This window comes from Nocardia sp. NBC_01730 (assembly GCF_035920445.1).
Taxonomy (GTDB): Bacteria; Actinomycetota; Actinomycetes; order Mycobacteriales; family Mycobacteriaceae; genus Nocardia.
Genome location: NZ_CP109162.1, coordinates 3,651,628 through 3,663,816, shown reverse-complemented (window position 1 = coordinate 3,663,816; position 12,189 = coordinate 3,651,628). Strand labels below are relative to the sequence as shown.

The window sequence follows — 12,189 nt, the reverse complement described above, 5'->3', positions numbered from 1 at the left end:
GCCGCTAACTGGACGTCCGTGCCGACGGCTCCCGCCCCCTACCCCAACGAGCGGCGGAGGTCGCCGACTGCGCTGCCGGTCTCGCAGTGGGTCCATCCGCGGCTTAGTCGTCCTGCGCTGGGCGGAGAATCGGGTTGATCTCAGCCAGCATGGCGATCAGCAGGCTCGCTCCACGACTCGCCTGCTCATCAGGGGCCCCGGTCAATATCTCGCACTCTCGCGCAGCGGCGTCCCGGTCACGGGAGGACACCCCGAATACGTCGAGCACCGCTGTGTGGATCCAGTCGGCGTGGTTCGGGTCGGCTGCAGCGAGCCCTGAGGCGACCGCTGCGAACCCGACCATGTCCTGACGCCGGAGCAATGCCTCCGCCGTCGCGCGGGTAACGAATGTGTCGCAGGTGTCAAGCACGAGGCCCAACAGCGCTCCCCTGGTCTCGGGCATCTCGGCGAAGCTGGCCAGGCAGCGACCTGCGTCCGCCCTGTCTCGGTAGTCGGGGCTTCCCGCAAGCTCGATCAGCCCGGCCACCACGGCGCCTCTCACCTCGTTGCTCATGGACGCATTCTTTCGCGACCACGACGGGAGGTCCATCGACTTCCTGCCGACGACCGAGATGCCCGCAAAGGGCACTGACCTGACCCCGTGGGTCCGGACCGAACCCACGGATCAGGTCAGCCGGTGCACACCACCCGAATCAATTCGCCGCTACCAGGAGTCTGGGCGGGCGTCTTCGAGGTGTTGGAGGGCTTGGTCGATCCAGGTGGTGAAGTGGGTGGTCAGGTCGGTGGGGGTGGGGCGGATGGTGATGTGGTGGGTGCGGATCGGTGTAGCGGCCGTCGTTGGAGATGTCGTGCCATTGGAGGACTTTGGTGGGTTTCGTGTGGGTGAGGAGTGGGGCGGTGAGGAGGACGGCGGTGCCGCCGCCGTCGGCGGGGCGGTGGAGGAGGCGTTGGTATTAGGCCAACGACTACTACCGAGCCATCATCCAGTTGGTCGCTGGTCCGCGGACCCGGGGTACATCAGTCACCGAGTTGCGGGGATCGACGAGCTGAACTTGTCTTTGGGCAGGTGACAACCAACGGTTCCGGAGATGATCGTGACACGGTCGCTGCCGATCCAGATCTTCGTGCCTAGAAGTCGGCCCCACGCCCTACCTCGGTGCTCGGTTCGTTCGCGTGCGGCTGACGCCGGTTCGGACCATGTGGAACGCGTTAGCATCGGCGCACCACTGCGTTCCGCCGATCGACCGAGGAGTGGACTGAACATGCTTCAGCCGCCGAAGATGACACAGCAGCATCCCGCCGTCCTGAAGCAGGAGGCGATGCGTGCGGCCAGTCTGCAACTCAGGGTCGCCGACGCCATCACGAAGTTCGCCGGGTCGATGCAGTTCGTCTACATCCACGCGGTGAGCTTCGCGGCCTGGATGCTGTGGTTTGAACAAAGTCCATGGCCGACGCTCACCCTGGTCGTCTCACTGGAGGCGATCTTCCTGTCCACCTTCGTGATGATCGGTCAGAATCGGCAGGCCCAGTTCCAGCGAATCAAGGCCGATCACGACTTCGCGGAGCAGGAACTCGAGCTGAAGACGAACACCGAGCTGACCAGAGCCATCCATGCGATGACCACCGAACTGCACCGGCGACTCCTCGACGCGCCGGACGCGAAGTAGCCTGGTCGCGTCGCGTCCCCCCCAGCGTCGAACAGCCTCAGACGAGTGGGCCCCGAACGCGCGATTTGTGGCCGGAGTGGGTCTATCTCGCTAACGGTGTTTCCGGCGGTTTCCATCAGTACGTTTGGGCGTTGGGTCAGCGGTCGACGAAGGTGATCGCGAATGCGTTGACCGCGGGTTTCCAGCGCATGGTCCATCGTGCCCGACCCGCGCCGGTAGGGTCGAGTGATCGGGTGTGACCAGGTAGAGGCATTCAGGGCTTGGTCGGTCGGGAAGTGCCCGCGTGCCTCGATCGCGGCATGACCGCTCGGCGACAGTCGGTCGTCGGCAACGTCCGGAAATGGCGATGAGCGTGGGTCTGGCTGACCCGCCCGTGGGGTGAGTCAGCCAGACGATGAAGGTCCTCAACTGCCGGTTCAGTGGGGTCGTGGCCATCGGCTGCTAGCCAGGTCAGGACGCCGCGGCTGGCGTTATGGGTGTAGCAGAGCGGTCGCAGGCTCAGCGTCGACAGCATATTTCCCGCCGCCGGGCCAAGCATGATCACGGCGTGCCGATATGTCTTGCTATCCAACCTTTTTCCGGCTATTCGCCAGGATGGTTCTAGGCGCCTCGAAATACCAGGAAGAGTTGCTCGAGGTCGGTGTGCTTATCGTGGTAGACGGCCAGACCCGGCTGCCCGTCTGCGGTTGTCCCTAGGTTGGCGTGTCCGTTCCAGGACGAACCATTGTAGAAATTGTGGAACAGTTTCTTATCGTCTCTGCCCCGAAAAACGCAATGGAGGTGATTCTTGTAGACGGCCAGGGCGGGTCCGTCCCCGGCGGGACTCCCGACCTTGGCGTGATCTCCCCAGGGGGAATCATTCAGTATTTTGTGATACACAGCGTTGTCCGTTCCACGGAACACGCAACGGAGGCGGTCATTGTAGACCGCGATGGCCGGGTTGGCGTTTCTTTTTGTGCTGCCGGGGAAGCTCACTCCCTCTTTCCAACTTTTCTCGCCGTCGTATGCGCTGTACCACAAATACTCATCGGGGGAGCCACGATGCGCGCAGTAGAGAGCGCCCTGGTAAACCGCCAGGCCCGCTCCCGTGGCACTGCGGTTTCCGGGGAACTTTTGATGATCACCCCACTCCACCGGCCGCATCATAAACAAAGTTCTCGGCTGCATCGTCATGGAAAGCAACGGTCTCCTGAGGGTCGCCATAGACTTTCCAATAGAGGAGGTCCTTCGCCACACCCCGCCCGGCGGGAATGAGCATACCGGGAGCCGGCCACGGAGAAGTGAGCCTGACGCCGTTTCCGGTAGACTGATCAATCCTCTTCATTACATCCCACCTAATTTGGACGAGAAACCCGGCCAAATTGTCAAGGGGGGCGGGAAAACATTCGAAACGAATTCGGCAATGAGATCGACGATCTTGTCTCCCCCCAATGAGATCAAAGCTTGGATACACGCATGGTTGAAATGTATGTGAAATCCCCACCACTTTTTTCCAGCCACGTGCCGTTACGAATATCCTCTTGGAGGCTCGAGGTCTCCGGGTCCTGCGACGCTTCGAATTGACTCACTTCCGCGATGTCTTGAATCGGTTCGTTGCTCACAAATCCGTTCCTCTGTGGGGGAGCGAGTGCGAAGGCGAAAGGCCGGGTCCGCACACCGGACTCCGACCTATCCACCACGCTCGGCAATGCGATTTTCGAACGGCGTCCCGCCGATCCCTCTCGCAGGCAACTCTCACGCCCGCCCCGACAGCGGCACAGATATCGGCAGGACCGTCCGAACCGCCGCCGCCGAACGCTGCGCACGGCAGATCAGACGCGAACCCTATATCCATGGTGACCCAGGTGGGAATGGGTAAAACTCGACATGACCATCGTATTCGACACTCGCACAACATGTCTGGGAATCTCGGCCAACCGCTTCGGTCTCGCATCGAGCGAAGGTGACGTGACCGGGCAACGACCGTGCTCGCGCGGGTGACCGTATCCACGCCAGGCGCGAACATCCGCTATGCCGCTGGGCGTGCGCTCGCTCGGTCCGACGCCAAGTGGCCGGACCGAGCTCGCGGATCGAACTCGCTAGACCCCGGCCAGTGTCTGGTCGACAATATCGGCGGCTGGAGCGTTCTTCTTGATCGACTCGATGCCGTTCTTGCACGCAGCCTTGGACTCATATGCTTCGCCGACTGCAATGACTTCGCCGTTGGCGGCCTTGAGCCGGAACCGGTACTTGTCGGACTTGTCCTTGTAGATCTCGAACTTCGCAGCCATCCCAGTTACCTCAGCTCTTGTTGACCTGGATAACACCTGACCATCCGACGCTAGGTGATCAACGACGGCCCCAACTAACGAAAGTGACATCTGGTTATCAAACAGCAATCAGCAAGCTGCGCCGTCGCACCCTGGTCGGCAGTAATGGGTTGGCCGGCACGAAAATGCCGCTGACCAGTCGCGCACCGACGTCTGGACGGCGTCGACAGCACCACTCGTTCTACGAGTCTCGGATCGCCCGACCACACCCGCCTTGACCAAGCAGTGAACCGACCCTGGTCCGGTCCTTCTTGGCAGGATGCTGATCTCGTCGGTCAACCGCGCCGTGCCCGTGTGACGCGGCCACGTTGACAATCGGGATTGAGAGCCGGGGTCGTCGTCCACGCCGCCGCCAACGGTTTTGGTTGCAGGGCCATGCGATTTCATCCCAACCGGTGCCATTCGGAAATCTTGCGCCACATGGGTTTCGACAGTGCGGGCACCCTGAGGTCAGGGTAACGAGCGTCTCCGAGGCCGGGAAAGGTCCTGAGGGCACACACTTTCGGGCGGGCTTTGTGCTTTCTGCACCTCCGCCGCACGGGATGGTGCGGTGTCGTCATGCCGAGTGCGAGATCGAACGTGCGTTGTCGATTGTGATCGGGTCGCCGATGCCGCGGGTCAAGGTGCGGAAGTGCACCAAGCTGTGTGCCTGGGTGGTGTGGCCGCGCACCGGCGACTGGGAGCTGGATAATATCGGTCTGGCTTCGGCTCGTCAGGGCGTCCCCCAGTAGGTGCCGGTGTTCGCGGTCCTGCGGAACAACGGCTGGCACCCGCGTTTCGACTGGTTCGGAGCACGACTATTGGAGAAGTAGACTCGGCACGTGCGGCCGGTGTCACGTCATTGCCGACCCTCGTGGCGTTCATCGATGAAGTGCCACCACCAAGGAAGTGAGTGATTCACGTGCGTACCCGCCGCTCGACCGTAGCCCTGATCCTCGCGCCGGTGCTCGTAGCCCGTTCGTTCGAGGCCGGCGCGCTGCCGGGAAAACTGGTCGCCGCATGAGCGCCCTCGGTCGGTGGAGCCTTTGGATCGGCCTGGGTTTCATCGCTGTGTCGGTGATCTGCATCGTGCTGAGCTTTGTCCCGGTTGCGGTGGTCGTCGGCATCCTGGGCGTGGTCGGGCTCGGTATCGCGGGGTACGACGCGATCTACAACGCGCTCGACCGGGCCGAACTCCGCCGCCGGGCGGCCAGGACCCGTCGCGACCAAGCCCAGGGGCTCTAACCGCAATCCCGCGCAGTTAAAGGTGGTTGGCCAGTCGTCGGGTTCGGTGTTGATGCCGATCCGCTGCACCCAACCGGTGGCAGCGTGGTCCTCAGCATCCGGTGCGCTGCCAGTGATGCGGGCCGAGGCCGTGCGCCCGGGACCGCCAAACCATCGATGTCCTGCATGTACCAGCGGTAAGTCGAAGGGGCGCCTTACGAAGGTGTGATCCCCGCCTGCCGCTGCTGCCGCACGCGCCGCTTCATGACCGAACCGGGGATGGCGACCGCGAGCAGGACCGGGATCGCCGCGACGATCCCGAACCAGAGAAAGATGGCGAGGTAACCGTAGGCAGCGTTCCTATCGTCCGCGTCCGCCTGCGCAAGGAGGACAAGGCTCGCCACGAACGCAACCACCACGAGGACTGCGATGATGATTGCGAGCCAGATGAGAATGCTGGCCCATCGCCGGTAGCTCGCGCTGACCCCCCGGGCTTGCGGTGGTGCGTACGCCTTGGGCGCACCGGCCATCTGGGCCAGGTGAGGGGAAGGCTGCTGGTCAGACATGGACCCACTTCTACCGTGAGTGGCCCCGAAACGCCACCCTCACCGCCGCAGCGCGCACCGCGCCAGGGCGTTCCCCAGCCAGTATCGGCCCATCCGGCTAGGTCGGAGCACTTGACGGTCTCGCGCGAGCGGCCGCACTCCACCGGCGTGGAGTCCACGATCCGCACGTCGTCGCTCCACATAGAAGTGTCGGCGGCCAGCAATCGGGTGACCCGACGCAGCGGCTCGGCGGCCTTGCACAGGCGCTTGTTGTAGCAGGACTGCTCGGGCAGGTACGGGAAGAGATGCCGCAGGTGAGCGCAGGCGTGGCGGAGCCATTTGGCCTCGAGGTGAAGCCGAGCACGGCCTGCATAAGCGCGAGCGTGACCAACTCGGCGTCGCCCAGCGAGCCGCCATCGGATGTGACATCGGTCGAGATTCGCACGGGGCATGAGGTACGGCCCGGCATCTCCGTCCAGTCCGACGTCAACGGTGGCCTCCCGACCGAGGCGATCGCCGCATATGAGGCGGTGGTTGCTGAGCACCCGGTCGTCAACGCGACTCTGCAATCCGCCTACGTGAGATCATCGTGGCGGGCACGGGATTTGGACGATGCCCCGAACTCGCACGGAGGGTGGCACCGGGTCTGGATGCCGCCGGGTGGCCTTTCCACGTTTACGAGAGACAGCACGAAGGAGCATGCAGGGTGACAGCCGATCTGACCATGAGGATTCCTCCGGTGAGGCTCAAGGATCTGGAGGAAGGAGATGCCCCTCCACCTGTCAGGAACGTTGTCGAGCTCACCGACGGATCAGGGACGCCCCGGATCGTCGCGTACGTGGAGCGCGAACTCCCGCCCGGCGGCATACCCGCCTACCTCGCGGCGCGCGGCACCGGTGCTCGCTCGTTCGTTCTGTGGGCCGACGAACACCGCGGCAGCCGGGTGGTCACTCTGGTGACTCAGTCGGCCAACAGCGGGGTGGCGACGTATCAGGTGCTCGGTGCGCACGGTGAGGTCATCGGCACTCTCGTACGCGAGAAAGCGCTCAAAGGCAGAGGTATACGAACCCGCTGGACGGTGGGACAGCCCGGCGTCCCTGAAGCGGTGGGCTACAAGGGCCGGATCTTCTGGTGGCTCGTCTGCTGGCTGATGTCCCCTCTGCTGCCATTCGTCTTCCTCGCCGCCGTGCTCAACAACGGCGACTTCCCCCGCGCCCCTCGGCGCATCAGGTGGCGTGCGGGCGGCCAACTGTTCCTGGACTTCAGACCGTTCGGGGACCGGCTACGCCTGTACGCACCCGACTTGGACTGGCGGCTGGGGGCGGCTCTGGTGGCCCTGCTGAATTCCTTTAACGGCTGGTTCGGCGTTCCCTGGGACGGCCGCAAGAAGTGACCGGCATGGAATGTCGAGGCCTCGCCCAAGTCGTCGAGTGCACCGAAGTGTGGCAATAACTTTCGGACGAGATCACCAACGTAGGCCCGCCGTCAATACCAGCGACGGGATCCAACCGCAACACGCCCACCAACGCCATCACGCTATCTGCGACAGAACCCATCCTCATGGCAAAACCGGCTCCGAAGTGGTCCCTTCCTCCTGGCAGCCGACAATCGAAGAGTTCGCCAGGCACGCAGGTCACGGCGACATCCTCCGCGAACAGATCGATAAGGCCACACTCTGACAGCCGAACCCGTGAAACTTCGGCCCTACCCAGCACGTGTTCACCCGAGCAAGTGCGCATTGCCGAACTGCAGGTTGGAGGTGACGACGCTCGAGTGCCGGGCCCTGTGAACTGCTCGATGGATCAACCGATCGGGGTCAGGCGAGGCACACTGCACGATTCGCGGATCGAGGATCGCGAGTTCAATCGTCAAGAAGCTCGCCACGGTCGGCGCTTCGAGCCTCGCATCTGATAGCTTCTGGCGTTGCTCATTCGGCGCTTCTGGCTGCCCTTTGGTTGTGTCGGATCGGCTACCAGGAGTCGGGGCGCGCGTCGGCTAGGTGTTGGAGGGCTTGGTCGATCCAGGTGGTGAAGTGGGTGGTCAGGTCGGTGGGGGTGGTGGGGCGGATGGTGATGTGGTGGGTGCGGAGTTCGGTGTAGCGGCCGTCGTTGGAGATGTCGTGCCATTGGAGGACTTTGGACGGTTTGGTGTGGGTGAGGAGTGGGGCGGTGAGGAGGACGGCGGTGCCGCCGCCGTCGGCGGGGCGGTGGAGGAGGCGTTGGTATTGCTCGCGGGGGGTGTTGCGGGCGTTGTCTTGGAGGTAGGTGTCGCGGCGGGGGGAGAGGTCGTCGGGGTGGAAGGCGGCGGGTTTTTCGGTGCCGGGTGGGCAGGGAGGGATTGCGTTTATGAGGCGGGTGGGGAGTTGTTCAGTGCGGAACATGCGTACGCGGATGGGGCTGTGTTCGTGTTGGGTGCCGGATTGGCTGAGGATGACGGCGCTGTAGGTGTTGCGGGCGCCGATTATTCGGTATTCGCGTAGGTCGCCGCGGCCGGTGCTGTTCTTGTGTTTGCAGGTGCCGCCGAGGATTTCGATGCGGATGTCGGAGGTGCTCAGGGTGTGCAGTGCGGCGTTGATCTCGTCGAGTTCGTCAGGGGAGTAGCGGTCGCGTACCGCCGTGCGGTGGGTGGCGAAGTCGTCGCGGTAGGCGAAACGGCTGGTGTAGCGCAAGGGGCTGGGGAAGCGGTCGTGTGCGTCGCTGTACCAGAGCGAGGCGAAATCATCTGGGTCCCAAGTCCATTCAGCCATTCGAGGTCCAATCTGGTCGCGCGGGGTGGCGACCGCTGTCGTGCGCGCACCCGCCCGCATGGCTTGTTCGGAGGCCATGCGGGCGGATGCCGAATCGAAGAGTGTGCGGCCCGCTCAGTCCGGGCTGCCGCCGATGACGCCGCCGGGCACCGTCTTCGGGATCTCACCGAGGAGTTCGTCGGTGTTCTCCTGGTTGATCAGGTAGTCCGGTGTCTTGTGTTCGGACTCGTCGTCCTTGCCGCCGCCGCCCCGCGCGCCGGGTGCGGACATACCGGGCATACCGGAGGAACCGCGTGCGTTCGTCGTTGCCTTTGTAGCCGCCGCCGGGTTCGCCGATGTGTTCGGAGATTGGGGTGTAGCGGGAATGCTGCGTCCTGGTTGCGGCTGATTCTGCGTGCCTGGCATCCCGGGAGTGCCTGGACTGCTGTGGGTTCCGGTGCTGGTCGGGACGGTCTTGGTGGGGTCTGTGGTGCTGGCCGGAGTCGTCGCCGTGGGGTCAAGGCCCGCAGGCGTGGTGGGTGTCGTCGCGTCGGATTGTTGCTCTTGCGTCGACTGTTCGTTGGACTGTTTTTCGGTGCCCGACTCGTCGGTCTTGCCGTCGCCGTCCTTGTCGCCGGGGATTCCGGAATCGGTGGTGCTGGGATCGCCCGAGTTGGACGAAGTCGGCGCACCGCCGCCGTCGTCACCCTGGTAGCCGCCGGGTGGCGGAGGCGGAATGTCCACCGACGCAGTAGGGCCCACAGGTGTGGGCAGCACCGGAATCTTGCCGTCCATCTCGCTGAACGGCTGCACGTAGAAGTCCCGCATCGCGGCCCGCGCCGCCTGTTCGGCCTCGGACTGGTCGCGTTGCAGGTCCCATCGGTGTGGGGGCCACGCCCATGAGGTCCAGGTGACCTGGACGGGGTCGGGGATGGCCTTCTTCGTGTTGACGATCGCATTCGCCGCGTCGCGAACGCGGGAGTGTAATTCAGCGAGGGCTGGAGTCAGCGGTCTAGCTTGGTCATTGGTGTAGTTGAGAATCGAGGCTTTGGACTGTTCCGCAGCCGGGCCAGACCAAGCTTGAGAAATCGAGTTGAGGATGGAGCGAGCAAACGTCTCAACGCCCTGCTCCCACTGCTGATGTGCCTCCCAATACTTCTGCGCTTGACTCATCGCGTCGGTGACATCGAGCGGGTTGAAGGCGTCTTTGATACTCGGGTGCTCCCACCTATCGGGATGCTCGCCACCGCTTGGAATTCTCGTACCTTCGTAGCCGTTCATCGTGTACTTCCATCGGGGAGAAGGTACGGGCCTGCCTTCAGTGGTACAGGTGGTCGTTCGGGCAAGCTAGTGTTCAGTCTGTTGAATTCAGCGGCAAAGTTGCTGTCCGCCTGTATCATTCGGTCACGAACTGTCCGATAAACCGCTTGTATATCTTCGACAATGCGGTAATGGTCGTCCATCACCTGGTAGACGCTGTTGCGGTCTTCGGCCCCGCGAGCCTTCTTTCTGAATCTGTCGACAATGGTACGTGCTGAGATCATCTCGTTGTTGCCTTCACCCACGCCCCAGTGTTCCTGCTGTGAAACAACGTCCATGGACCGTTGGATCTTTTGAATTACATCTTTGAAGTATTCGCAGTCGCGGTCTATGTATATGAAGTCCTCTGGCATCATCTGGATACCTAACTGCCCCTCCCGTGCCGCGGCGAGCATATTCGCCATAGGTCGAGGTGGTTGCGCCTTGTCGTCACCCATGTGCTACTCCCTCCCGGTGAGTCTAATTGCGATCAGCATGTTTCAAGCATTGGAAGGAATCGTCGGGACGACTTTTTCGGCCAGCTTTCGCGCAAGCTCGCACGTATCCAGGTTGCCGGTGGCTTTGCGTGACGAGGGATTGCTGAGGAAGAACTCAAGACTGCCGCCGTTCATCTCCACGTTGATCGTGCACACGGCCTCGGGGTGCTCGTCCACTTGCCGGGTAGAGATCGCGTGCCGACCATTGATGGTGTACTCGCGTGCGTCAGCGAACTTCTTGTCTCGCACCATATCGACGGTGAGGTTTGTCGTGCGGATGACGGGCGCGTACCCGTCAGTTTGAATCCACGCGCAACCGCGCCATCTGACGCCCCCCGACGCGTTGGAGTCTTCCTTGTCCTTGCTGCGCAGATTCTCCGAATCGAGCACACTCTGCGGGATGTCCGTACAAGGGTCGTAGCCTGCTGGTACGTCGGGAGCAATGCTCGGGTTCGCGGAGGAACTTCCGTTCGGCTTGGCGTCACCATCGGTCGAAGGACCGCAGCCTGCCAGCGCAAGCGCGGCACCGACGGCGAGGATGGTCAGCCGTCGCGAATTCGCTTGTGGTGTCATTGATTCCCCTCGCAGCCGGTTTGTTGTGCCTGACCTTGTCAGGGCCGGACCGGTTCCTCCGCCCCCTGCCAGCGAAGGTCGACGCTACCGGTGCGTTTTCGCGGGTGCAAGCGATCGCGCATGCAGGCGAGGCCGTCGGCGGGCCGGGATTGTTCTCCGAGCGTGAGCCCCGGAACCTTTGGCATGTGAGGATCCGGGGCAACGGTGGGGAACCCGGCTCCGGACTATGGCCGGTCGAGTTCGCCGCTGGCTATGCCAGCTACGAATGAGTCCCACTCAGTTGGGGTGAACACGAGAGCCGGGCCAGTTGGATTCTTCGAGTCGCGTACACCGACCAATCCACTGCCGAGGAACGCGACCTCAACGCAGTCTTGGCTGGGACTGCTACGCCTGCTCTTGAACCAGGCGGCCTCGGATAGCTCTGTGCTCATGTCGCGTACTCCTTCGCGATCTTGCGGATGAGGGAACGGCTATGGAGCTCATCCAATGCCGAACGTTGCAGATCGGCGTGGGCGTACTGATACTGCCGAACCTCCTCGGACTTCTCAAGGTACAGCGCACCGGTGTGGCCTTGTACGTAGATGACCGGCGGCTCGGTGAGGTGCGCTGTTGGATGCCGGGGGAACTCGAGCAGTACGAACGGTCCAACCACGAGACCGGCATACGCCTCAGCCTTGAGAGGGATCACGCGCACCGAAACATTCGGCAGCTCACCGACTTTCGCAAGGCAATTCAGTTGATCGGCCATGACGGCCGGGCCGCCGATGGCTCGGTGCAGCATGGCCTCGTCCACGAGCGCTTCGACGGTCAGTGCGTTGTCGGTCATGGTCAGGCGTATCTTTCGCCGATTGAACAGCTCGATGCGTCGCTCGACTTCTGCGGTCGGCATCGTGGGTGAGTCGACCCAAGTTATGGCGCGCCGATACTCATCGGTCTGTAACAGGCCGGGCAACAGCGTCGTCTGATAAGAGACGATCCGCTTCGCCGCCTCCTCCAACCCGACGAACAGATCGAAATGCTTGGGGATCGCATCCCCGTAGGCATGCCACCACCCTGTGCGGCCCGCTTCCTCGGCGAGTCCGAGCATCATGTTGGTGACGTCCTCCGACGCGCCGTACACCTTGCACAACCGCTCGATGAACAGCGGATTCAGCCGGACCGGTTGCCCGGTCTCCATCCGCCACAGGGTTTGTTTGCCCACGCCGATCGCTTCGCGGGCGACCTCCACGCTGACGCCCGACTTGTTCCGCAGCTCGCGCAGCTGTCGGCCCAGCATCCGGCGGGGGAGGGTGGATCCGGTTGGGGTCACGACGAATTCCCTTTCGTAGCCTAACTATTGGCCAGGTATCAAACTGGAACGTTTTGGCGGGG

At 63.0% G+C, this 12,189-nt stretch carries 16 protein-coding genes and 2 pseudogenes; 5 read left to right on the top strand and 13 right to left on the bottom strand.

Annotated features, from left to right (window positions below; all coding sequences use genetic code 11):
- Positions 1-103: 103 nt before the first annotated feature.
- Positions 104-553: a hypothetical protein gene (locus tag OHB12_RS14550; protein WP_327119823.1), complete on the bottom strand. Its 450-nt coding sequence runs from the start codon at positions 551-553 to the stop codon at positions 104-106.
- 208 nt (positions 554-761) lie between these two features.
- Between OHB12_RS14550 and OHB12_RS14545 the strand changes: the two genes are divergently transcribed.
- A complete protein-coding gene (locus tag OHB12_RS14545) occupies positions 762-1,070 on the top strand; it encodes a hypothetical protein (protein ID WP_327119821.1) in 309 nt (102 codons plus the stop codon).
- Between the two features lie 192 nt (positions 1,071-1,262).
- Complete coding sequence (locus OHB12_RS14540) at positions 1,263-1,667, top strand: DUF1003 domain-containing protein (protein WP_327119819.1); 405 nt, start codon at positions 1,263-1,265, stop codon at positions 1,665-1,667.
- 136 nt (positions 1,668-1,803) lie between these two features.
- Here the strand turns inward: OHB12_RS14540 and OHB12_RS14535 are convergent.
- The 4 genes and pseudogenes from OHB12_RS14535 to OHB12_RS14520 form a co-directional block, all read right to left on the bottom strand.
- Positions 1,804-1,963, bottom strand: a pseudogene (locus OHB12_RS14535) (IS256 family transposase); the annotation flags it as partial.
- 304 nt (positions 1,964-2,267) lie between these two features.
- Positions 2,268-2,801: a hypothetical protein gene (locus OHB12_RS14530; protein WP_327119817.1), complete on the bottom strand. Its 534-nt coding sequence runs from the start codon at positions 2,799-2,801 to the stop codon at positions 2,268-2,270.
- Between the two features lie 302 nt (positions 2,802-3,103).
- On the bottom strand, positions 3,104-3,268 hold the full coding sequence (locus OHB12_RS14525) for a hypothetical protein (RefSeq protein WP_327119815.1): 165 nt from the start codon (positions 3,266-3,268) through the stop codon (positions 3,104-3,106).
- A 477-nt stretch (positions 3,269-3,745) separates the two neighbouring features.
- Positions 3,746-3,937, bottom strand: coding sequence for a YegP family protein (locus OHB12_RS14520; protein ID WP_327119813.1), 192 nt, complete (start codon positions 3,935-3,937; stop codon positions 3,746-3,748).
- Between the two features lie 1,038 nt (positions 3,938-4,975).
- Between OHB12_RS14520 and OHB12_RS14515 the strand changes: the two genes are divergently transcribed.
- On the top strand, positions 4,976-5,200 hold the full coding sequence (locus tag OHB12_RS14515; RefSeq protein WP_327119811.1) for a hypothetical protein: 225 nt from the start codon (positions 4,976-4,978) through the stop codon (positions 5,198-5,200).
- Positions 5,201-5,394: 194 nt separating this feature from the next.
- Here OHB12_RS14515 and OHB12_RS14510 read toward each other — a convergent pair whose 3' ends face one another.
- Both OHB12_RS14510 and OHB12_RS36315 read right to left on the bottom strand, forming a co-directional pair.
- Positions 5,395-5,745, bottom strand: coding sequence for a hypothetical protein (locus OHB12_RS14510; RefSeq protein ID WP_327119809.1), 351 nt, complete (start codon positions 5,743-5,745; stop codon positions 5,395-5,397).
- A gap of 74 nt (positions 5,746-5,819) precedes the next feature.
- Positions 5,820-6,130, bottom strand: a pseudogene (locus OHB12_RS36315) (IS982 family transposase); the annotation flags it as partial.
- A 333-nt stretch (positions 6,131-6,463) separates the two neighbouring features.
- On the opposite strand from OHB12_RS36315, the gene OHB12_RS14505 reads away from it, so the two are divergent.
- Positions 6,464-7,117: a hypothetical protein gene (locus tag OHB12_RS14505; RefSeq protein WP_327119807.1), complete on the top strand. Its 654-nt coding sequence runs from the start codon at positions 6,464-6,466 to the stop codon at positions 7,115-7,117.
- Between the two features lie 10 nt (positions 7,118-7,127).
- Entirely contained in the window at positions 7,128-7,403 is a 276-nt protein-coding gene (locus OHB12_RS14500; RefSeq protein WP_327119805.1) for a mycothiol transferase, read from the top strand.
- A 290-nt stretch (positions 7,404-7,693) separates the two neighbouring features.
- Here OHB12_RS14500 and OHB12_RS14495 read toward each other — a convergent pair whose 3' ends face one another.
- From OHB12_RS14495 to OHB12_RS14470, 6 genes are all read right to left on the bottom strand, one after another.
- Positions 7,694-8,470, bottom strand: coding sequence for an ESX secretion-associated protein EspG (locus OHB12_RS14495; RefSeq protein WP_327119803.1), 777 nt, complete (start codon positions 8,468-8,470; stop codon positions 7,694-7,696).
- Positions 8,471-8,584: 114 nt separating this feature from the next.
- Positions 8,585-9,730, bottom strand: coding sequence for a hypothetical protein (locus OHB12_RS14490; RefSeq protein WP_327119802.1), 1,146 nt, complete (start codon positions 9,728-9,730; stop codon positions 8,585-8,587).
- Positions 9,727-10,206, bottom strand: a complete 480-nt coding sequence (locus OHB12_RS14485; protein WP_327119800.1) for a hypothetical protein — start codon at positions 10,204-10,206, stop codon at positions 9,727-9,729. The genes OHB12_RS14490 and OHB12_RS14485 overlap by 4 nt, the downstream gene beginning before the upstream one ends.
- A 42-nt stretch (positions 10,207-10,248) precedes the next feature.
- A complete protein-coding gene (locus OHB12_RS14480; protein WP_327119798.1) occupies positions 10,249-10,818 on the bottom strand; it encodes a DUF3558 domain-containing protein in 570 nt (189 codons plus the stop codon).
- A 224-nt stretch (positions 10,819-11,042) separates the two neighbouring features.
- A complete protein-coding gene (locus OHB12_RS14475; protein ID WP_327119796.1) occupies positions 11,043-11,249 on the bottom strand; it encodes a DUF397 domain-containing protein in 207 nt (68 codons plus the stop codon).
- Entirely contained in the window at positions 11,246-12,127 is an 882-nt protein-coding gene (locus tag OHB12_RS14470; RefSeq protein WP_327119794.1) for a helix-turn-helix domain-containing protein, read from the bottom strand. Before OHB12_RS14470 ends, OHB12_RS14475 begins: the two co-directional genes overlap by 4 nt.
- Positions 12,128-12,189: the final 62 nt, after the last annotated feature.

Coding starts and splice junctions, on each gene's coding strand:
- OHB12_RS14540 (WP_327119819.1), top strand. CDS start 1,263: ATGCTTCAGCCGCCGAAGATGACACAGCAGCATCCCGCCGTCCTGAAG.
- OHB12_RS14520 (WP_327119813.1), bottom strand. CDS start 3,937: ATGGCTGCGAAGTTCGAGATCTACAAGGACAAGTCCGACAAGTACCGG.
- OHB12_RS14485 (WP_327119800.1), bottom strand. CDS start 10,206: ATGGGTGACGACAAGGCGCAACCACCTCGACCTATGGCGAATATGCTC.
- OHB12_RS14490 (WP_327119802.1), bottom strand. CDS start 9,730: ATGAACGGCTACGAAGGTACGAGAATTCCAAGCGGTGGCGAGCATCCC.
- OHB12_RS14500 (WP_327119805.1), top strand. CDS start 7,128: ATGTCGAGGCCTCGCCCAAGTCGTCGAGTGCACCGAAGTGTGGCAATA.
- OHB12_RS14515 (WP_327119811.1), top strand. CDS start 4,976: ATGAGCGCCCTCGGTCGGTGGAGCCTTTGGATCGGCCTGGGTTTCATC.
- OHB12_RS14510 (WP_327119809.1), bottom strand. CDS start 5,745: ATGTCTGACCAGCAGCCTTCCCCTCACCTGGCCCAGATGGCCGGTGCG.
- OHB12_RS14550 (WP_327119823.1), bottom strand. CDS start 553: ATGAGCAACGAGGTGAGAGGCGCCGTGGTGGCCGGGCTGATCGAGCTT.
- OHB12_RS14495 (WP_327119803.1), bottom strand. CDS start 8,470: ATGGCTGAATGGACTTGGGACCCAGATGATTTCGCCTCGCTCTGGTAC.
- OHB12_RS14475 (WP_327119796.1), bottom strand. CDS start 11,249: ATGAGCACAGAGCTATCCGAGGCCGCCTGGTTCAAGAGCAGGCGTAGC.
- OHB12_RS14480 (WP_327119798.1), bottom strand. CDS start 10,818: ATGACACCACAAGCGAATTCGCGACGGCTGACCATCCTCGCCGTCGGT.